The organism is Nitrospirillum goiasense, assembly GCF_034427435.1.
Lineage (GTDB): Bacteria > Pseudomonadota > Alphaproteobacteria > Azospirillales > Azospirillaceae > Nitrospirillum.
The window spans coordinates 1-18,909 of the sequence record NZ_JAXQNP010000001.1 but is presented as its reverse complement, the minus strand read 5'-3'; the positions used below and the strand labels follow the sequence as shown (position 1 = coordinate 18,909).

Below are 18,909 nucleotides of genomic sequence, written 5' to 3'. Positions count from 1 at the left end.
CGGGCGTGGCAACGGAAAGTTTCCGGAGACAAATGACCGCCCCTAATTTAAACTAGTTTTCCAACCAGTTTAAGAGCGGTCATGTCCACCGTAGGCGCTTTTGAAGCCAAGACGCATTTGGCGGCACTGCTTGATAGGGTCGAAGCGGGTGAAGAAGTGATCATCACGCGCCACGGCCGTCCCGTCGCCAGACTCAGCCCCATCGATGGTGGCAAGGACATCGCTTCAGCCAAAGCGGCGGCGACCGCGCTGACGGCGCTGCGCCATTCCATCGCGGCCAGAAACCAAGCCCCCTTCACGGCTGCGGAGTTGGATGAATACCGCACTGAAGGCCGTCGATGATCCTGTGCGTTATTGACAGTTCCGCCGCCCTCGCGTGGGTTCTTCCGGGAGAAGAAAACCCAGCGGCGGAGGCTCTGCTGGACCGGATCATCCAGGATGAAGCGCTGGCTCCCCCTCTCTGGCGCGTTGAGATCGCCAATGTGTTGGCCATGGCGGAACGCCGGGGCCGTTTGTCGGCGTCGGACCGGCAGAACGCACTGCACCATCTCAGCCGTCTACCCATCACCTTTGATGAAGATGGCGACGATAGACTGTGGGATTCCGTCTCGAACCTTGCCCTTCGTCACAGGCTCCCGGTGTATGACGCCATCTATCTGGAACTGGCGCTGAGGTCGGGGCTACCGCTCGCCACTCTCGATAAAGCGCTGCGGCACGCCGCCGCCTCAAGCAACGTTCCCCTGATGCTCCCTTAAGACCAGGGACGTCTCATTCCCCTGAGGGACCTTCTGAGGGGTCCGCTCCAGCCCGCTGCAACAGCACGGGGCCCATGGCATCGGCCCCCAGACGGTCCTGGGGATTGCGCAAGGGGCAGTCGCCCATCGATAGGCAGCCGCACCCGATGCAGCTTTCCAACTGGTCACGGAGCTGCGTCAGGCTGTCGATGCGCTGTTGCAGCATGTCCTTCCACCCGTTGGACAGCTGGCGCCAGTCTTCCAGCGTCGGGGTGCGGCCGTTGGGTAGGGTCGCCAGGGCGGCGTGGATATCGGCCAAGGCGATGCCGGCCCGCTGCGCCACGCGGATGATGGCGATGCGCCGCAGGACGTCACGCGGATAGCGGCGCTGGTTGCCGCCGCTGCGGCTGGCGACGATCAGGCCCTTGGTCTCATAGAAATGCAGGGTGGAAACGGCGACGCCGGCGCGTTTCGCCACCTGCCCCACGGAAAGTTCACGTTTCAACTTGGCGGGAGCGGGCATGGCGGGAACCCCGGAAACCTTATCTATAGATGAGGTTTGTAGGTCAGCACCGCCCTGGGGACAAGGCCCCGCAAGCGATACAATTCTCAGCCCGGACAGCAGGCGTCCCCTGGCGTTCAGCCCGTATGCGGGCACAACGGGTACGGCAATATAGTGGCCTTTTGACATAATCACAGCAGACATAAACCATTCGTTGTAAGTATAAATTACATAATTCAGCAATATTTCCGCACCATTCTAGAAATCAAATCTTAATTTGCCGCACTGCGGTAGCGTGGCTATTACCCCAGCAATTTCATAACCCTGGGGGAAAGAATGCACATCCGTCACCTACTGGCTTCGGCCGCCGCCCTGGCGCTGATGGCCGGGATCGCCCTGCCCGCGGCCGCCCAGCAGGCGCCGGACACGGCCGCCGCCGATGGCGATCAGGTGCAGGAGATCATCGTCACCTCCTCCCGTCGCTCCGCGTCGGAAATCGAGCTGCCGACCCGCGAAATCCAGGCCATCATGCCCGGCGTGAACGCCGTGAAGGCCATCAACATGCTGCCGGGCGTCATCTTCCAGAACGCCGATCCGTGGGGCAACAACGAGCAGAACTCGTCGCTCTACATCCACGGCTTCAACGCCCAGCAGCTGGGCTATACCCTGGATGGCGTGCCGCTGGGCGACCAGTCCTATGGCAACTACAACGGCCTGTCGCCGCAGCGCGCCATCATCAGCGAGAACATCGGCCGCATCAGCCTGGCGTCGGGCGCCGGTGACCTGGGCACCGCCTCGACCAGCAACCTGGGCGGCACGCTGGCCGTGTTCTCCGACGATCCAAAGGCGGACGCCGGGGCGCAGGTGGAACAGGTGTTCGGCAGCTACGACACCTTCCGCACCTTCGCCCGCATCGACACCGGCGTGCTGGACGGCGGCAACAGCGGCTATGTCTCCTTCGTGCGCCAGGACTCCCGCGCCTGGGATTTCAACGGCCAGCAGGGCGGCTACCAGGTCAACGGCAAGTTCGTGCACGCCGGTGACAAGGGCACGCTGAAAGCCTTCTTCGACTGGTCGGACAAGGTCGAGCCCAACGAGGACGCGACCTCCATCGCCGCCAACCAGGCCTACCAGCCCTACACCCGCCCCTTCCTGTACCCGGACTTGGCCAAGGCGCTGACCTACGTGGACGCCAAGGGCAACACCCCAACGGCCCTGGGCGCCAACTATTCCAACTATTTCAGCGCGGCGCAGCGGACCGACTACCTCGGCTACCTCAGCTACGACTATCAGTTCAGCGACAATCTGGTCTGGCACAACCAGGTCTACTATCACCATGACGACGGCCGCGGCATCGTGGCCCTGCCCATCAGCGGCGCCGCCTCGGTGTTCAAGATCTACTATCCGACCCAGGACCTGAAGACGGTGCTGGGCAACACCGGCTATGGCGTCCGCACCACCGAGTACACCATCGACCGCGAGGGCGTGCGGTCCAACGCCACCTACACCCTGGGCGATCATCAGATCGAAGGCGGTGTGTGGTGGGAGCATAACGAGACCACCACCGCCCGGCGCTGGTACCAGCTGTCGCTGACCAACCCGCTGACGCCCTATGACGTGCCGGACAACGCGCTGTTCACCCAGGTGGAAAGCAAGATCACCAACGACGTGATCCAGCCCTACCTGCAGGACCAGTGGCAGGTGCTGCCGACCGTGAAGCTGCAGGCCGGCTTCAAGGCCAGCCTGCAGTTCGCCGACGGCAAGATGCCGGTGCAGCCCCTGTCCGGTTCCTACAGCGGCACCACCGTGAACCTGCCGCAGGGCCAGATCGACACCAAGGAAGGCTTCCTGCCCCAGGTCGGCGCCCTGTGGGACATCACCAGCAACGACCAGCTGTTCTTCAACATCCAGAAGAACCTGCGCCAGTACATCACCTATGGCCTGGGCGGCGCCTCGCCGTGGAGCCTGGGCAGCCAGGCGGCCTTCGACCTGTTCAAGCGGACCGGCAACCCGGAAACCTCCTGGACCTATGAGGCCGGCTGGCGTGGCGATCACCCGGTGGACCTGGGCTTCATCACCGGCATCGGCGGCCAGATCAACTACTACCACGTCGATTTCAGCAATCGTCAGCTGCTGATCAGCCCGAACGCCACCCTCACCAGCTTCGTGGGTGGTGTCGGCATCCTGCAGAACGTGGGCAGCGTCACCACCGACGGCGTGGACGTGGCCGCCACCGTGCACCTGGGCGACCACTTCTCGGTCTACGACGCCCTGTCCTACAACCACTCCCAGTACGACCAGAACTATGTCAGCGGCGCCAGCACGGTGCAGACCGCCGGCAAGCTGATCCCCGGCGATCCGGAGTGGATGAACCGCTTCATCGTCAGCAGCACCTACGGCGCCTTCGGCGCCAAGGTCAGCGGCGAGTATTACGGCAAGCGCTACGCCACCTACACCAACGACCTATGGGTCCCGTCCTACTGGCAGTTCAACCTGGAGGCCAGCTACGACCTGGGCGCCATCGCCCCGGGCGTGAAGTCGTCCTCCATCGCGCTGAACGTCACCAACCTGATGGACAAGAAGGCGGCCAGCACCATCACCGTGGGCTCGGCCTCCGGCACCTACGCCATCTATCCGCTGGCCCCGCGCCAGTTCTTCGTGACGCTGAAGGCCGGGTTCTAAGCCCTCCTTCTTCGACCCCGTGTGTTGACGAGAGGGGCTGGCACAACCCGTGCCGGCCCCTTTTCCTTTGAATGATTTTGAACCCTTGAGGGGCGCTTTATAAAAATCGGCCGTGGAAACACCGCCGCCATCCCGTGAGCCCGCCCTGCGCCTTGACGCCGCCGACAGCGCGAACCTATGGTGGGCATTGAGCGTTTCGGCCCTACGTCATGCCCGGTGCGGGCTGACTTGCTGCCCGTGTGCCACGGGGACGTCCACGGCCGTGACCGCTTCTCACCCTTTAAGCATCGTCATGAATGGCGTGCGCCCAGCGGGGCATGCGCTCAGCAGGTCGCGGCCGCGTTTGGCCCGCGGCCGGAAAGCGGCTGGCATGGTGGACGGACAGCGGACGGAGAGTGACACCTGGGATGCCGGCGGCATGGGCTGCGGCGAACTGGTTATGCTGTTGCGTGTCCGCTTGAAGACCATGCCTGGTGCCGTGCTGCGCGTCGTCGCCCATGACAGCGGCGCGCCGGAGGATTTGCCGGCCTGGTGCCGCATGACCGGCAACGACCTGCTGGCCCACGACCCCGCCACCCACAGCTTCTGGATCCGCTCACGGTCCGACTGGTCCTGAGCCCCCGCAACGGAGAGAACCCCATGCCCGGAAAATTCGTCGTCTCGCTCAGCTGCGCCAAGAACGACACCGACAAGGCCACCGTCGCCTTCGTCATCGCCAACGCCGCCGTCGCGTCGGACAAGGAAACGGTGGTGTTCCTGTCCATCGAGGGCACACGCCTGTCGCAGAAGGGCTACGCCGACGACATCCATGAAGAGGGCTTCGCCCCCCTGAAGGATCTGATCGCCAACTTCGCCGCCGCGGGCGGCACCATCTATGTCTGCTCCCCCTGCTTCAAGAAGCGCGGCCTGGACGAGGACAAGCTGGTCGACGGCGCCAAGATCGTCGGTGGCGCCAAGCTGGTGGAGTTCATGAGCGACGGCGCGCCCAGCGTCAGCTACTGACACAGGAGGGATGGGGGAATGCGTCGCAGGACGTTTATCGCCACGGGCGTGGCCGCCGGCACCGGCATGGCCGCCGCCATGGTCACGCCGGCGCTGGCGCAGGGCCGCAAGACGCTGCGCTTCGGCATCGGCCCGCTGCTGCCGTCGCCGGAGGACACCAAGAAGGCCTACATGCCGCTGTTCACCCACCTGGCCAAGGAGTTGGGGGTGGATTTCGACCTGGTGGCCACCACCGATTGGGCCGGCATGGCCGTGGCTATGGGGTCCGGCCAGCTGGACCTGGCCTGGATGGGGCCCTGGGGCTACATCATCGCCAACAACGCCACCGGCTGTCAGGCCGTGGCCACGGTGAAGTATGACGAGAAGCCCACCTATCTGGGGGTGATCATCGCCCGGCCGGACCTGAAGGTCGCCAAGTTCCCCGACGACACCAAGGGCATGACCATCTCCTTCGCCGACGTGGGCTCCACCTCCGGCTGGCTGATCCCCAGCTATTACGCCAAGGAGGTGTGGAAGATCGATCCCAAGACCTTCTGGACCTATACGGAGGGGGCCACCCACGCCGCCAACGAGATCTCCGTCAGTTCGGGCCAGGTGGACCTGGCGACCGACTTTGACCGCAACCGCAACGCCATGATCGCCAGCGGCAAGGTGAAGGAGGATGCCAACAAGATCGTCTGGACCTCCGATCCCCTGCCCAACGACGCCATCGTCCTGCCGGCCACGGCACCGGCCGGCATGGCGGACCAGGTGCGCAAGATCCTGACGGCCATCACGCTGGACCAGGCCAAGACCCTACTGCCCAACCGGTACACGGGCTTCGTCGCCGCCACCCACGCCTCCTACGACATGATCGAGAAGGCGGGGCTGGCGTTGGGCAAGATCAAGGCCAAGGCCTGAGAGCGGACGCGGGGCGGATGACCAGTGGTGCGGAACAGGCGTTGCGGCGTATGGAAGCGGCGGACCGGGGCTTCACGGGCCGCCGCCTGCGCCTTTGGCTGGTCTGCGCCGCGCTTCTGGCCTTCTACGCCGTATCGTGGCGGCTGGCGGGCATCGACCTGCACAAGCTGGCCGTGGGCTTGCCCAAGCTGGGCCGTTGGCTGGCGACGGCCTGGCCGCCGGACCTGCATGAACTGCCCCTGTTCGCGCAACGCACCGCGGAAACCGTGGCCATGGCGGCCATCGGCACCACGCTGGCGGTGCTGCTGGCCCTGCCCATGGCCACCCTGGCCAGCCGTACCCTCACGCCCTGGCCAGCGCTGTACCATCCGGTGCGCTGGTTCCTGAACGCCTTGCGCGGCATCGACAGCTTCGTCTTCGCCCTGCTGTTCGTGGCGGCCGTCGGTCTCGGCCCCTTCGCCGGCGTGCTGGGCATCGCCCTGCACACCTGGGGCAGCGCCGCCAAGCAGTTCGCGGATTATCTGGAAAGCGCCCACCTGGGACCGTTCGAGGCCGTGCGGGCCACCGGCGCCGGCCGTCTGACCGCCATCCTCTATGCCCTGATGCCGGACGTGGCCCCCGTCATGCTGTCCACCACCCTGTTCTGGTGGGAGTTCAACGTCCGTGCCTCCACCGTCCTGGGCGTGGTCGGCGCCGGCGGCATAGGACAGGAATTGAAGAACAGCATGGATTTGCTGGATTTCCCGCGCCTGGTCACCATCATCGCGGTGATCCTGGTGGTGGTGACGGCCCTGGACCAGTTTTCCGGCTGGCTGCGGCGGAGGCTGGCCTGATGGACGCCCCCCTTCCCGCCATCGGTCTGGATCAGGCGGAGCCCCTGATGCGCGCGGAGGGCATCGGCGTGGCCTTTCACGGGCACGCCGCCCTGGCCGATGTCCATCTCCAGGTGCATGCCGGCGAGCTGGTGGCCGTGCTGGGACCCAGCGGCGCCGGTAAGACCACCCTGTTCCGCTGTCTGGCCGGCCTGGCGCGGCCGGACGGCGGACGCGTGCGGGTGGACGGCCAGGACATCACGGGGGCCAGCGGCCGGAACCGGCGGCGCATGGCCCGGGGCATCGCCCTGGTGTTTCAACAGTTCAACCTGGTGGGCCGGCTGACGGCCCTGGACAATGTGCTGGCGGGTCGCCTGGGCCATGTTCCCGCCTGGCGCGGCTGGTTGCGGCGCTTCAGCCGGGCCGACCGCCTGCTGGCCCTGGAATGCCTGGACCGGGTCGGCCTGCTGGCCAAGGCCGGGCAGCGCGCCGACAGCCTGTCCGGCGGTCAGCAGCAACGGGTGGCCATCGCCCGCGCCCTGGCCCAGCGTCCCCGCCTGATCCTGGCCGACGAGCCGGTGGCCAGCCTGGACCCGGCCACGGCCGCCGGGGTGCTTGACCTGCTACGCGGCATCGCCCGGGCCGACGGCGTGGGCGTGGTGTGCAGCCTGCATCAGGTGGACCTGGCCCGCGCCGCCGCGGACCGCATCATCGGCCTGGCCGACGGGCGGGTGGTGGTGGATCTGCCGGCCGCGTCTTTCGATACCGCCGCGGCCGACCGGCTGTACGGCACGCCCTGATTGGAGGGATTCCCCATGGACCCCATCGCCCGCCATGCTCACACGCCCGATGTTTCCTTCGACGGGGGCGACCTGGACTGCGGCAACGGCCTGCTCTTGCTGATCCGCCGGCACATCGACCCGCTGCCGCGCGGCGGGCTGCTGGAAATCCTGTCGTCGGAAGTGTCGGTCGACGAGGATTTGCCGGCCTGGTGCCGCCTGACCCGCAATGAACTGGTGTCCTGGACCAAGGTCGGGCGCCAACGCAGTTTCCTGGTGTGCAAGGGCGCCCTGGCGGAGCGTACCGCCGCACCGGAGGCGGCAGCCGCAACACCCCAGACCGCGCCCGCCGTTCCCACCAAGCGGCGGCAGCCAGCACCCGCGCCGGCCCTGCCACCGCTGGCCGTGATGGGCATCGGCTCGTGGCCCCGCCCGCGCTGGATGGTGGAGGCCATGCACGCCCATGTCGAGGGGCGCCTGGCGGACCAGGCTTTCCATGAAACGGCCGACGACGCCGTCCGCCTGGCCATCGCCGCCCAGGAACGTGCCGGCGTGGATGTCGTGACGGACGGGGAACAGCGGCGCGACAGCTACGCCAGCTTCGTCGCCAGCCGGCTGGACAACTGCCAGCTCATCCCCCTGACGGACCTGCTGCCCCTGGTGGACGATCCCGAGGAGTTCGCGGCGGAGCTGCGGGCCCTGGACATTCCGGCGGGCGAGGTGCGCCATCCCGCGGTCTTCGGCCCGCTGGTCCGGTCGCGGCCCCTGGTGGCGCACGAGGTGGACTTCGCCCGGACGGTCACGGAAAAGCCGGTGAAGGTGGCCCTGCCGGGCCCCTATCTGCTGACCCGCACCATGTGGATGGAATGCATTTCCGACCGTGCCTATGACAGCCGGGAGGCCCTGGCCCAGGACATCGTGCGGGTGTTGCGGGAGGAGCTGGCCGACCTGCTGGACGCCGGCGCGGCGCTGATCCAATTCGATGAGCCCGTGCTGTCGGAGGTGGTCTTCGCCGGGGCCAAGAACAAGCGCAGTTTCATGTGTGGCGCCCTGTCGGAGTCCTTGGGTCCCGACCACGAGCTGGGGTTCGCCCGCGACCTGCTGAACGCCGTGCTGGCGGGCTTTCCCCGCGAACGCACCGCCCTGCATGTCTGCCGGGGCAATTGGACGCCGGATGAAAGTGTCGCCCTGTCGGGCAGCTACGCCCCCCTGGTCGCCACCCTGTCCCAGGTGAGGGTCGGCGCCTATCTCCTGGAGATGTGCACACCGCGCGCGGGGGAGATGGAGGTACTGCGCGCCTTGCCGGATGACGCGCGGCTGGGGGTGGGCGTGGTCAACCAAAAGCACGCCGCGGTGGAGGAGACGGACACGGTGGCGGCCCGCATCGCGCAGGCCATCGACCTGTTCGGGCGGCAGCGGGTGCTGCTGCACCCCGATTGCGGCTTCGCCACCTTTGCGGACAACCCCATCTGTGCCGGCGGCACCGCCCAGGACAAGCTGGCGGCCATCGCGCGGGCGGCGGCGCGGTTCCGCTGATCGTGTAGCCCGCAACCGCGACCTGGAACCTGGCCCACCAATTCCTTACATTCATCCAGATCGCATGAAATCCGGTGAGTTCCATGGACAAGTTGCAGGCGATGCAGGTCTTCACCCGCATCGTGGAGGTGAACAGTTTTTCCAAGGCGGCGGACACGCTGGGCCTGCCCCGCGCGTCCGTCACCACCATCATCCAGAACCTGGAAGGCTTCCTGGGCGTGCGCCTGCTGCAACGGACGACCCGGCGCCTGAGCCTGACGCCGGATGGTGCCGCCTATTATGAACGCGCCATCCGCATCCTCTCCGACATCGATGAGGCGGAGTCCTCGTTCGCCAACATGAAGAAGAATCCGCGCGGGAAGCTGCGCGTGGATATGCCGGGCGCCATCGGCCGGCTGCTGGTCATTCCCCGCATCCATGAGTTCCGCCGCCAATATCCCGACATCGACCTGATGATCGGCATGGGTGATCGGCCGGTCGACCTGGTGCAGGACGGCGTGGACTGCGTGGTGCGCGTCGGCCATTTGCAGGACAGCAGCCTGATCGCCCGCCGCGTGGGTGTGTTCCAGGGCGTCACCTGCGCCAGCCCGGCCTATGTCGCCGCCCACGGCCTGCCGGACACCTTGGAGGACTTGGAACGCCACCAGGCCGTCAACTATTTCCACAGCCGCACCGGCAAGGTCCTGGACCTGTCCTTCATCGTGGATGGTGAGGTGCAGGAGGTGAAGACCGCCGGCCCCGTGGCCGTCAACGATTCCGACGCCTACCTGACCTGCGGCCTGGAAGGCCTGGGCATCATCCAGCCGCCTTACTTCATGGCCAAGCCCCACCTGCTGTCCGGACAGCTGGTGGAACTGCTGCCGCGCTGGAAGCCGGAGCCCATGCCCATCTCCGCCGTTTATCCCCACAACCGCCACCTGTCGCCCAAGGTGCGGGTGTTCGTGGACTGGGTGGCCGACTTGTTCGACGCCTGCCCCCTGTTCAACGGCCAGGCCAGCGGCACCTGCCCCGACAAGCCCCCCGCACCCGTGCCCGCCAACGCGGAGGAAGAGGAGAAGTGCCTGATCTGCGCGTAGTCGCATTGTCTCCGGGGAGGGGCAGCGTTATATCTAACCAACCATCTGGTCAGAAGGAACGGACATGACCACGATCAACTTGGCCGATGCAAAAGCACATCTAAGCGATCTCATCAGCCAAGCTGAAGCGGGGGAGACCGTTATCATCACGCGCCGGGGCAAACCTGTCGCGCGCTTGGTTGCTATGGCGTCCCCACGGCAACCGATCGCATTGGCCCCTATGCAGGCATTGACTGAAGACATGCCTGCACAAACGCAACCCGCCGCGGAATTCGTCCGCGCCATGCGGGATAATAGTCGGTATTGATGCTCTATCTGGACACCTCATTGCTGATTGCGGCCCTGACCCGCGAGGCTGCATCCTCCCGTATTCAGATGTGGCTGAGCCGGCAGGACACCAATGACCTCACCATCAGCGATTGGGTGATAACGGAGTTTTCGTCCGCCTTGTCCATCAAGATGCGGACTGGTCAAATCGATGCGGACCATAGGGCCCAGGCCCTGAAAATATTCTCGGGATGGGTTGAAAGTTCCTTTGGAACGCTCCGCATTTCGTCGCATCACTTTCAAACCGCCGCGCGTTTCACCGACCAGTATGGATTGGGTTTGCGGGCCGCCGATGCCTTGCATTTGGCTATCGCTGCGGATGAAGGCGCGACCCTTTGCACCCTGGATCGCAAACTGGCTGAGGCGGGGCTCGCCCTAGGTATCGCAACAATGATCCCGTAAAGGCCGTTACGCCGCGCCTCGCGCCGATTATGCGGTTTTTCCTAAACAGAGTATTCGCATTATCGCGTATTCCGCCTAGGGCGCCGTTCGCTATGATGGAACGGTCGCTGCGGTGCCGAAGATGCGCTGGCCAGCGGCCCTAGCCCAGGACCCGGTTCGGGGTCCGTCCTTTCGTGAAACGCCCCGTCTGGGGCCTCAACCCTGTCTCGCGGCCTGATCGTCCTTTCCACTGGGGAAGGGCGTCGACGCGTTGTCCTTGGCGTGTCTCCGGTTGTCTATCGCCGCCGGCCGCGCCGCCCCATGCCTGACGCCGGCAACCTGTTTGCCGGGAACGCGGCGATACCGCCGCCCGCCTCCGCGCCGATTTGACGGCGGGAAACGGGACGCGACCGCCGCCCATCCCGGCTTATGCCTGGCGCCGCCCGCCCGTAAGGAGTTCGTTCGATGGCTACCCCGATTGCTGACGCCCGGAACCCCCTGACGCTCGTCCATCCCATGGGCAACCCTGTTGCACGCCCCCTGGCGGGCGACAGTCCCACCCCGGCCCGCCTGTTGACGTCGGATACCCGCGTCACCCTGACGGTCCTTGTGACCCTGGGCATGGGCCTTTCGCTGTTCGCCAGCCTGGCGCTGTGCGACCTGCTGCCCTTCATCAAGGTCATGGTGCGGGGCTTCTGACAGAACCCCGCTCACATCTCCACCCCAGGAAAGTCGCTGCGGCGGGCAGGCCACGGCGCGCCTCTGCATCCCCGGCCCTCGGGATTGTTAGCTCAATACGAATTGTGTTGCCGTGAAGTGCCGATTTATTCGGCGCGAACGCTAACATACAGTGCACCCTGTCAAAACCAGGAGGGGCGCCTCGGCGTCCGTGTGAAATGTCAAGGCCATCGCGCCATAATCCATGTGAAACAACCGCCGCTGGGCCGGATGAGGTGACGGTGTGTGAGACGCGCATTCCGGGCTACGCCCAGGATGTGACCTTGCGCCTGTATCGTCCGGCCGTGGCGCGCAAGACGCTGCGGCCGTCGCTGCCGGTCGTGCTGGTTTTCCACGGCGGCGGCTTCACCAAGGGTGGGTTGGACGATGCGGATCCGGCGGCCCGCTTCATCGCCACCCATACGCCCGCCTTCGTCATCTCCGTCGGGTATTCGCTGGCCCCCGCCCACCCCTTTCCAGCGGCCCCGGGCGACGCCTATCGCGCCGCGCTGTGGGCCACCGAGCATGCCAAGGATTTCGGCGGGGCCGCCAACCGCCTGGGCGTCGCGGGCTATGACGCCGGCGGCCACATCGTCGCCTCGCTCACCTTCATCACCCGCGACCAGGGTGACGTGCCGCTGAAGGCCCAAGTCCTGGTCGGACCCATGCTGGATCCCAGCCTGACCCGCGTGGGGGATGAGACGGCGCTGGGCTCGGACATCACCGTCGCCGACTGCGCCAAATGTTACCGCGCCTACCTGCCGGAGGCGGCGCAGCGCCTGCACCCTTATGCGGCGCCCTTGGAGTCCCGGCGGCTGGCCGGCCTGCCCCCAGCCTTGATCGTAACAGCCCAGAACGACGTGCTGCATGTCGAGGCCGAGAAGTATGCGGGCCAGCTGATCGCGGCCGGCGTGTCCACCGAAGTGACCCGTTTTCCCCGCGTTTCCCACGCCGACCTGGCCGCCGACCCCACGGCCCTGGCGGCCATCGCCAATTTCCTGGGGCGTCGCCTGTGACACCCCACCCAGGCTTTTGGGCCCAGGCTTCTTGCCGGCCAAGATTTTCGAAGGAGTACACCCCATGACCACCCCCCGCACGAAGCCCGCACGAACCAAGCTGGCCCTGGCGCTGGCCTCCGGCGTCGCCCTGGCCGCCATCGGCGGCTTTTTCGTCCATGGCCACGGCGATGCCCAGGCGTCCGCCCCGGCCGCCGCCGCCCCGGTGGCGGAGGTCGAGGTCGCCCCCGTGCTGAGCCGCACCGTCGTCGATTGGCAGAGCTATTCCGGCCGACTGGAGGCGGTGGAGCATGTGGACATCCGTCCGCAGATCTCCGGCCCCATCGTGGCCGTCAACTTCAAGAACGGCGCCCTGGTGAAGAAGGGCGACCTGCTGTTCACCATCGACCCCCGCCCCTTCCAGGCGGAGGTGGACCGGGCGGAGGCGACGCTGGCGTCGGCCCAGTCGCGCCTGCGCTTCGCCACCACCGACCTGGAACGCGCCCGCAAGCTGATCAGCAGCAACGCCATCCCCCAGCGCGACCTGGATGACCGGGAGAACACCGCCCGCACCGCCGCCGCCGACGTCAAGGCGGCCGAGGCGGCGCTGGAGGTGGCACGCCTGAACCTGAGCTACACCCGCGTGGTGGCGCCGGTGGACGGCCGCGTCAGCCGGGCGGAGATCACGGTGGGCAACATCGTGGCGGCCGGCGCCGCGTCGGTGCCGCTGACCACGCTGGTCTCCGTCTCCCCCATCTACGCCTCCTTCGATGTGGATGAGCAGACCTACCTGCGCCACATCGCCAGCGTGAAAGACGGCAACGCCCCGGTGCAACTGGGCCTCGCCACCGAGGACGGTTATTCCCGCACCGGCGTGGTGGAGCATGTGGACAACCACCTGGACACGGTGTCCGGCACCATCCGCGTGCGCGCCAAGTTCGACAACCCGGACGGCATGCTGGTGCCCGGCCTGTACGCCCGCATCAAGGTGGGCGGCAGCAGCCCGCACGACGCCCTGCTGGTGGACGACCGCGCCATCGGCACCGACCAGGACAAGAAGTACGTGCTGGTGGTGGGCGACGACAACAAGGTCGCCTACCGCGAGGTCGCCCTGGGCGGCATGCAGGACGGCCTGCGCGTGGTGACCCGGGGCGTGAAGGCCGGGGAGCGCATCGTCGTCAACGGCGTGCAGTTCGCCCGACCCGGCGACACCGTGAAGCCCAAGAACGTCGCCATGGCGGGTGAGACCGCCCTTCCCGAAACCCGGCACGCCGGCGCCGCCCTATGAGGCCCTCCCCTTTGAGGCCCCCCCTTTCGGGCCAGTGGCGCCCACTCGATCCTAGAGACCTGCCATGAACATATCCCGTTTCTTCATCGACCGGCCGATCTTCGCCGGCGTGCTGTCGGTGGCCATTTTCGTGGCCGGCCTGATATCCGTGTTCCAACTGCCCATCTCGGAATATCCCGAGGTGGTGCCCGCCACCGTGGTGGTGCACGCCCAATACCCGGGCGCCAACCCCAAGGTCATCGCCGAAGCCGTCGCGGCGCCGCTGGAAGAGCAGATCAACGGCGTCGAGAACATGCTGTACATGCAGTCGCAGGCCAACAGCGACGGCAACCTGGCGGTGACGGTCACCTTCAAGCTGGGCACCAACCCCGACCTGGCCCAGCAGATGGTGCAGAACCGCGTGTCCCAGGCGCTGCCCCGCCTGCCAGAGGACGTGCAGCGCCTGGGTGTCACGACGATCAAGAGCTCCCCCACCCTGACCATGGTGGTGCACCTGATCTCGCCCAACGACCGCTATGACATGACCTATCTGCGCAACTATGCCGTCCTGAACGTGAAGGACCGGTTGGAACGCATCCAGGGCGTGGGTCAGGTCCAGGTCTGGGGCTCGGGCGACTATTCCATGCGCGTCTGGCTGGATCCGCAGAAGGTGGCCCAGCGCAACCTGACCGCCGAAGACGTGGTCAACGCCATCCGCGACCAGAACGTCCAGGTGGCGGCCGGCGTCATCGGCTCATCCCCGTCGGTGAAGGGCGTGCCCCTGCAGTTGTCGGTGAACGCCCGCGGCCGTCTGAAGACGGAAGCGGAGTTCGGCGACATCATCCTGCAGACCACCGCCGACGGCGGCGTGACCTATCTGCGCGACGTGGCCCGCATCGAGCTGGCGGCCTCGGAATACGGCCTGCGCGCCCTGCTGGACAACAAGCCGGCCGTGGCCATGGCCATTAACCAGTCGCCGGGCGCCAACTCGCTGGCCATTTCCGACCAGGTGCGCCAGACCATGACGGAACTGGCCGCCGACATGCCGCCGGGCGTGGAATACCGCATCGTCTATGACCCGACGCAGTTCGTCCGCGCCAGCATCAACGCCGTGATCCACACCCTGCTGGAAGCCATCACCCTGGTGGTGATCGTGGTCATCGTCTTCCTGCAGACGTGGCGGGCCTCCATCATCCCGCTGCTGGCCGTGCCCGTGTCCATCGTCGGCACCTTCGCCCTGCTGCTGGCCTTCGGCTATTCCATCAACGCGCTGTCGCTGTTCGGCATGGTGCTGGCCATCGGCATCGTGGTCGACGACGCCATCGTCGTGGTGGAAAACGTGGAGCGCAACATCGAGGCCGGGCTATCGCCGAAGGAGGCGACCTACCAGGCGATGCGCGAGGTCAGCGGTCCCATCATCGCCATCGCCCTGACCCTGGTGGCCGTGTTCGTGCCGCTGGCGGCCATGACCGGCCTGACCGGCCAGTTCTACAAGCAGTTCGCGATGACCATCGCGATCTCCACCGTCATCTCCGCCTTCAACTCGCTGACCCTGTCCCCCGCCCTGGCGGCCCTGCTGCTGAAGGGTCATCATGATGGCCAGGATTGGCTGACGCGCGGCATGAACACCGTGCTGGGCCCCTTCTTCCGGGGTTTCAACCGGGTGTTCCACCGCGGGTCCCAGGCCTATGGCAGCAGCGTGGGCGGCGTCATCCGCCACAAGGGCATCATGGTGGGCCTCTACCTCGGCCTGCTGGCGTTCACCGTCTTCCTGGGCAACACCGTGCCCGGCGGCTTCGTGCCCGCCCAGGACAAGGAATACCTGGTGACCTTCGCCCAGTTGCCCAACGGCGCCTCGCTGGACCGGACGGAGGAGGTCATCCGCAAGATGTCGGAGATCGCCCTGAAGCAGCCGGGCGTGACCAACGCCGTGGCCTTCCCCGGCCTGTCGGTCAACGGCTTCACCAACAGCTCCAGCGCCGGCATCGTCTTCGTCCCGCTGGACCATTACGACAACCGTCCAGGCCACATCTCGGCCGCCGAGATCGCCGCCAACCTGCGCCAGCAATATGCCGGCATCAAGGACGCCTACATCGCCGTCTTCCCGCCCCCGCCGGTCATGGGCCTGGGCACCCTGGGCGGCTTCAAGCTGCAGCTTGAGGATACCGGCGCCCTGGGCTACGAGGCCATGGCCAAGGCGTCCAACGACTTCATCGCCAAGGCCATGAAGACGCCGGAGTTGGGGCCGACATTCTCCAGCTACCAGATCAACGTTCCGCAGCTGAACGTGGACCTGGACCGGGTGAAGGCCAAGCAGCTGGGCGTGTCGGTCAACGATGTCTTCGACACCATGCAGATTTACTTGGGTTCGCTGTACGTCAACGACTTCAACAGCTTCGGCCGCGTCTACCAGGTGCGGGTGCAGGCGGACGCCCCGTTCCGCGCCCATGCCGAGGACATCGGCCTGCTGAAGACCCGCAACGCCCAGGGCATGATGGTGCCGCTGTCGTCGCTGGTCAGCGTCAGCCCGACCTATGGTCCGGAAATGGTGGTGCGCTACAACGGCTACACCGCCGCCGACATCAACAGCGGCCCGGCCCCCGGCTATTCCACCAACCAGGCCCAGGCGGCGGCGGAGCGGATCGCGCATGAGGTCCTGCCCCGGGGCATCAAGCTGGAATGGACCGACCTGACCTACCAGCAGATCCTGGCCGGCAATTCCGCCTTGTGGGTCTTCCCCATCAGCGTGCTGCTGGTCTTCCTGGTGCTGGCCGCGCAGTACGAAAGCCTGACCCTGCCGCTGGCCATCCTGCTGATCGTGCCCATGAGCCTGATGTCGGCCCTGGCCGGCCTGTGGCTGACGGGCGGGGACAACAACATCTTCACCCAGATCGGCTTCATGGTGCTGGTGGGACTATCGGCCAAGAACGCCATCCTGATCGTGGAGTTCGCCCGTGAACTGGAAATCCACGGCAAGACCCCCGTCCAGGCCGCGATCGAGGCCAGCCGACTGCGGCTGCGCCCCATCCTGATGACCTCCATCGCCTTCATCATGGGTGTGGTGCCCCTGGTGATGTCGACTGGGCCGGGTGCCGAAATGCGCCACGCCATGGGTGTCGCCGTGTTCTTCGGCATGCTGGGCGTGACCTTCTTCGGCCTGGGGCTGACTCCGGTGTTCTACGTCCTCCTGCGCAAGCTGGCGGGCGGCAAGCTGATCACCCACGAGAAGCTGGACCAGCCCGCCCTCAACGGCCACGCGGCGCAGCACGCCGCCGAGTGATCGCACCCGCCGCCTTCCTCTCCCCCCTAGAAGCGGCGGTTACGATGCGGCCCGGGTCCCGTAAGGGGCCCGGGCCGTCTTCTTGGGGGAGGCCTCAAGAGGCCGGCCAATCCTGAGCGCTGTGCCAAATCCGCAGGATTGTCACGCTTTTCCGGTCATCGACTTCGTAGACGATGATGTAAGGGCGGATGGTCACCAGTTCGCGCGTTCCAGGCACACGTCCGTATCGCCCACGATTTGGAAAAATCGCTAAGCTGTCTCCCGCCAGCAGCAATTCACGACCAACCCGCTGGGCCGCGATTGGATTTTCCGCATGAATATGGGCGATGATCTTTGCAAGGTCCGCGAAGGCGACAGGGCGCCACGTGACCTGCTCAGTCATCGCCGATTACCGAGGAACGGGATGCGGCACGTCAAAATTACCGGCGGCGATCTCCAACAGCCACGCCCGCACCTCAGAATGCGGGATACCGCGATTATCCGCCCGGGCTTCCGCCACGGCAGCGGTCAAAGCCGCCAATTCGGCAGCCTCCTCGTCGCTCATGGGCGTTATGGGTTCTGGCTTGCTCATATCCAGAAGATGACATCGCCTCGATCGTATGTCGAGTGGCGCCCAAAAAAACAAAACCCATCCAGTCACCGAATTATTACCGCCTTGCCCCTGGCCCGCTTGGCAAGCGGCTTCTATCGTCTCGGCACCTTTCCCCGAGATGCCCGACCGGACGGTGATTCATGATGCAGGCGGCTGTGCCATCCTCCACCACCCCCAATTCCTCCCCCACCGGCGCGGTGGCGGACGCCGCCGCCGTTCGCGGCCAACTGAAGGCCTGGCTGGTGGAGCATGCCTATCCCCTGTGGTGGGAGGTGGGGGCGGATCGGGTGCATGGCGGCTTCCATGAGAAGCTGGGCCTGGACGGCAAGCCCACCAACGACGCCCGCCGCGCCCGGGTGCAGGCCCGCCAGGTCTATTCCTATTCCGTGGCCGCCCGGTCGGGTTGGAACGGCCCGGTGCGCGAGGCGGCGGAGCATGGCCTGACCTTCTTCCTGAACCATTACCGCCGGCCCGACGGCCTGTTCCGCACCAAGGTGGCGCCGGACGGCACCGCGCTGGACGACACCGTGGTGCTGTACGACCAGGCCTTCGCCCTGTTCGCCCTGGCCGCCGCGCAGAGCGCCACGCCGGAAAGCCGCACGCCGGAGGAAATGGCCGTGGCCGTGCGCCAGCGCCTGCTGGACACCCTGCACCATGCCCAGGGCGGCTTCGAAGAAAGCCACCCCCGCACCCTGCCTTTGCTGTCCAACCCGCACATGCACATGCTGGAGGCCTGCCTGGCCTGGATGGAGCAGGGCGGCGACGCCGGCTGGCGCGACCTGGCGGAGGAGATCGTGGGCCTGGCGCTCACCCGCTTCATCGATGACGACATGGGGGGGCTGAAAGAGTTCTTCGACGGCGACTGGCGGCCCCAGGCTGGCACCCCCGGCCGCATCGTGGAACCCGGGCACCAGTTCGAATGGTCCTGGCTGATGCTGCGCTGGTCCGCCCTCTGCGGCAGCAAGGCGGCGGCCGACGCCGCCTGGCGCATGATGGCGATTGGTGAGGGGCCGGGCGTGGACCCGGTGCGCGGTGTGGCCATGAACGCCCTGCTGGACGACCTGACCCCGCACGACGCCGTCGCCCGCCTGTGGCCGCAGACGGAGCGGATCAAGGCCGCCGTGCTGGCGGCGCTGGCCACCCGCGACGACGCCGACCGCAGCGACAGCTACTGGACCATGGCGGCCAATGGCGGGCGCGGCCTGATGAAATACTTCGACACCCCGGTGAAGGGCCTGTGGCGCGACCGCCTGAACCCGGACGGCACCTTCATCGAGGAGGCGGCGCCGGCCAGCAGCTTCTACCACATCGTCTGCGCCATCCAGGA

Annotated in this window: 20 protein-coding genes; 17 read left to right on the top strand and 3 right to left on the bottom strand. The window is 66.4% G+C overall.

All coding sequences use genetic code 11. The features are described 5' to 3' along the window. The first annotated feature begins 81 nt into the window (after nucleotides 1–81). Nucleotides 82–342 carry a type II toxin-antitoxin system Phd/YefM family antitoxin gene (locus tag ULB03_RS00100; protein ID WP_322481296.1) on the top strand — a complete coding sequence of 87 codons (261 nt, stop codon included), beginning with the start codon at nucleotides 82–84 and terminating at the stop codon, nucleotides 340–342. Beyond that, nucleotides 339–755: a type II toxin-antitoxin system VapC family toxin gene (locus ULB03_RS00095; RefSeq protein WP_322481295.1), complete on the top strand. Its 417-nt coding sequence runs from the start codon at nucleotides 339–341 to the stop codon at nucleotides 753–755. Before ULB03_RS00100 ends, ULB03_RS00095 begins: the two co-directional genes overlap by 4 nt. 13 nt (nucleotides 756–768) lie before the next feature. Here ULB03_RS00095 and soxR read toward each other — a convergent pair whose 3' ends face one another. After that, on the bottom strand, nucleotides 769–1,257 hold the full coding sequence (soxR, locus tag ULB03_RS00090) for a redox-sensitive transcriptional activator SoxR (RefSeq protein WP_322481294.1): 489 nt from the start codon (nucleotides 1,255–1,257) through the stop codon (nucleotides 769–771). Nucleotides 1,258–1,572: 315 nt separating this feature from the next. Here soxR and ULB03_RS00085 point away from each other — a divergent pair, with 315 nt between their 5' ends. The 14 genes from ULB03_RS00085 (at nucleotide 1,573) to ULB03_RS00020 (ending at nucleotide 16,990) form a co-directional block, all read left to right on the top strand. Further along, nucleotides 1,573–3,918, top strand: a complete 2,346-nt coding sequence (locus ULB03_RS00085) for a TonB-dependent receptor (protein WP_322481293.1) — start codon at nucleotides 1,573–1,575, stop codon at nucleotides 3,916–3,918. Nucleotides 3,919–4,288: 370 nt separating this feature from the next. After that, complete coding sequence (locus ULB03_RS00080; protein WP_322481292.1) at nucleotides 4,289–4,534, top strand: sulfurtransferase TusA family protein; 246 nt, start codon at nucleotides 4,289–4,291, stop codon at nucleotides 4,532–4,534. Nucleotides 4,535–4,557: 23 nt separating this feature from the next. Then, a complete protein-coding gene (locus ULB03_RS00075) occupies nucleotides 4,558–4,920 on the top strand; it encodes a DsrE family protein (RefSeq protein WP_145735417.1) in 363 nt (120 codons plus the stop codon). Between the two features lie 18 nt (nucleotides 4,921–4,938). Then, a complete protein-coding gene (locus ULB03_RS00070) occupies nucleotides 4,939–5,820 on the top strand; it encodes a phosphate/phosphite/phosphonate ABC transporter substrate-binding protein (protein WP_322481291.1) in 882 nt (293 codons plus the stop codon). Between the two features lie 17 nt (nucleotides 5,821–5,837). Next, nucleotides 5,838–6,653 carry a phosphonate ABC transporter, permease protein PhnE gene (phnE, locus tag ULB03_RS00065; protein WP_322481290.1) on the top strand — a complete coding sequence of 272 codons (816 nt, stop codon included), beginning with the start codon at nucleotides 5,838–5,840 and terminating at the stop codon, nucleotides 6,651–6,653. Then, nucleotides 6,653–7,432, top strand: coding sequence for a phosphonate ABC transporter ATP-binding protein (gene phnC / locus ULB03_RS00060; RefSeq protein ID WP_322481289.1), 780 nt, complete (start codon nucleotides 6,653–6,655; stop codon nucleotides 7,430–7,432). The genes phnE and phnC overlap by 1 nt, the downstream gene beginning before the upstream one ends. A gap of 15 nt (nucleotides 7,433–7,447) precedes the next feature. Then, nucleotides 7,448–8,947, top strand: coding sequence for a hypothetical protein (locus tag ULB03_RS00055; protein ID WP_322481288.1), 1,500 nt, complete (start codon nucleotides 7,448–7,450; stop codon nucleotides 8,945–8,947). Between the two features lie 83 nt (nucleotides 8,948–9,030). Next, on the top strand, nucleotides 9,031–10,023 hold the full coding sequence (locus ULB03_RS00050; protein ID WP_322481287.1) for a LysR family transcriptional regulator: 993 nt from the start codon (nucleotides 9,031–9,033) through the stop codon (nucleotides 10,021–10,023). A gap of 64 nt (nucleotides 10,024–10,087) precedes the next feature. Then, complete coding sequence (locus tag ULB03_RS00045; protein ID WP_322481286.1) at nucleotides 10,088–10,330, top strand: type II toxin-antitoxin system Phd/YefM family antitoxin; 243 nt, start codon at nucleotides 10,088–10,090, stop codon at nucleotides 10,328–10,330. Further along, nucleotides 10,330–10,752: a type II toxin-antitoxin system VapC family toxin gene (locus ULB03_RS00040; protein WP_416210961.1), complete on the top strand. Its 423-nt coding sequence runs from the start codon at nucleotides 10,330–10,332 to the stop codon at nucleotides 10,750–10,752. Before ULB03_RS00045 ends, ULB03_RS00040 begins: the two co-directional genes overlap by 1 nt. A 444-nt stretch (nucleotides 10,753–11,196) precedes the next feature. Continuing rightward, complete coding sequence (locus tag ULB03_RS00035; protein ID WP_322481284.1) at nucleotides 11,197–11,430, top strand: hypothetical protein; 234 nt, start codon at nucleotides 11,197–11,199, stop codon at nucleotides 11,428–11,430. Nucleotides 11,431–11,684: 254 nt separating this feature from the next. Then, entirely contained in the window at nucleotides 11,685–12,464 is a 780-nt protein-coding gene (locus ULB03_RS00030) for an alpha/beta hydrolase (RefSeq protein WP_322481283.1), read from the top strand. A 64-nt stretch (nucleotides 12,465–12,528) separates the two neighbouring features. Further along, nucleotides 12,529–13,731, top strand: coding sequence for an efflux RND transporter periplasmic adaptor subunit (locus ULB03_RS00025; RefSeq protein WP_322481282.1), 1,203 nt, complete (start codon nucleotides 12,529–12,531; stop codon nucleotides 13,729–13,731). 64 nt (nucleotides 13,732–13,795) lie between these two features. Then, complete coding sequence (locus ULB03_RS00020) at nucleotides 13,796–16,990, top strand: efflux RND transporter permease subunit (RefSeq protein WP_322481281.1); 3,195 nt, start codon at nucleotides 13,796–13,798, stop codon at nucleotides 16,988–16,990. Between the two features lie 94 nt (nucleotides 16,991–17,084). Here ULB03_RS00020 and ULB03_RS00015 read toward each other — a convergent pair whose 3' ends face one another. Beyond that, complete coding sequence (locus tag ULB03_RS00015; protein WP_322481280.1) at nucleotides 17,085–17,372, bottom strand: type II toxin-antitoxin system RelE/ParE family toxin; 288 nt, start codon at nucleotides 17,370–17,372, stop codon at nucleotides 17,085–17,087. Nucleotides 17,373–17,378: 6 nt separating this feature from the next. Further along, nucleotides 17,379–17,534: a hypothetical protein gene (locus tag ULB03_RS00010; protein WP_322481279.1), complete on the bottom strand. Its 156-nt coding sequence runs from the start codon at nucleotides 17,532–17,534 to the stop codon at nucleotides 17,379–17,381. Between the two features lie 188 nt (nucleotides 17,535–17,722). On the opposite strand from ULB03_RS00010, the gene ULB03_RS00005 reads away from it, so the two are divergent. After that, nucleotides 17,723–18,909, top strand: a 1,187-nt coding sequence (locus tag ULB03_RS00005; RefSeq protein WP_322481278.1) for an AGE family epimerase/isomerase, incomplete at its 3' end; no start/stop codon positions are given.

Excerpts from the sequence above, each read along its gene's own strand:
- ULB03_RS00100 (WP_322481296.1), top strand. The coding sequence starts at position 82 with ATGTCCACCGTAGGCGCTTTTGAAGCCAAGACGCATTTGGCGGCACTG.
- phnE (WP_322481290.1), top strand. The coding sequence starts at position 5,838 with ATGACCAGTGGTGCGGAACAGGCGTTGCGGCGTATGGAAGCGGCGGAC.
- ULB03_RS00025 (WP_322481282.1), top strand. The coding sequence starts at position 12,529 with ATGACCACCCCCCGCACGAAGCCCGCACGAACCAAGCTGGCCCTGGCG.
- ULB03_RS00045 (WP_322481286.1), top strand. The coding sequence starts at position 10,088 with ATGACCACGATCAACTTGGCCGATGCAAAAGCACATCTAAGCGATCTC.
- phnC (WP_322481289.1), top strand. The coding sequence starts at position 6,653 with ATGGACGCCCCCCTTCCCGCCATCGGTCTGGATCAGGCGGAGCCCCTG.
- ULB03_RS00040 (WP_416210961.1), top strand. The coding sequence starts at position 10,330 with ATGCTCTATCTGGACACCTCATTGCTGATTGCGGCCCTGACCCGCGAG.
- ULB03_RS00095 (WP_322481295.1), top strand. The coding sequence starts at position 339 with ATGATCCTGTGCGTTATTGACAGTTCCGCCGCCCTCGCGTGGGTTCTT.
- ULB03_RS00035 (WP_322481284.1), top strand. The coding sequence starts at position 11,197 with ATGGCTACCCCGATTGCTGACGCCCGGAACCCCCTGACGCTCGTCCAT.
- ULB03_RS00015 (WP_322481280.1), bottom strand. The coding sequence starts at position 17,372 with ATGACTGAGCAGGTCACGTGGCGCCCTGTCGCCTTCGCGGACCTTGCA.
- ULB03_RS00010 (WP_322481279.1), bottom strand. The coding sequence starts at position 17,534 with ATGAGCGACGAGGAGGCTGCCGAATTGGCGGCTTTGACCGCTGCCGTG.
- ULB03_RS00085 (WP_322481293.1), top strand. The coding sequence starts at position 1,573 with ATGCACATCCGTCACCTACTGGCTTCGGCCGCCGCCCTGGCGCTGATG.
- ULB03_RS00020 (WP_322481281.1), top strand. The coding sequence starts at position 13,796 with ATGAACATATCCCGTTTCTTCATCGACCGGCCGATCTTCGCCGGCGTG.
- ULB03_RS00070 (WP_322481291.1), top strand. The coding sequence starts at position 4,939 with ATGCGTCGCAGGACGTTTATCGCCACGGGCGTGGCCGCCGGCACCGGC.
- ULB03_RS00055 (WP_322481288.1), top strand. The coding sequence starts at position 7,448 with ATGGACCCCATCGCCCGCCATGCTCACACGCCCGATGTTTCCTTCGAC.
- ULB03_RS00080 (WP_322481292.1), top strand. The coding sequence starts at position 4,289 with ATGGTGGACGGACAGCGGACGGAGAGTGACACCTGGGATGCCGGCGGC.
- soxR (WP_322481294.1), bottom strand. The coding sequence starts at position 1,257 with ATGCCCGCTCCCGCCAAGTTGAAACGTGAACTTTCCGTGGGGCAGGTG.
- ULB03_RS00050 (WP_322481287.1), top strand. The coding sequence starts at position 9,031 with ATGGACAAGTTGCAGGCGATGCAGGTCTTCACCCGCATCGTGGAGGTG.
- ULB03_RS00075 (WP_145735417.1), top strand. The coding sequence starts at position 4,558 with ATGCCCGGAAAATTCGTCGTCTCGCTCAGCTGCGCCAAGAACGACACC.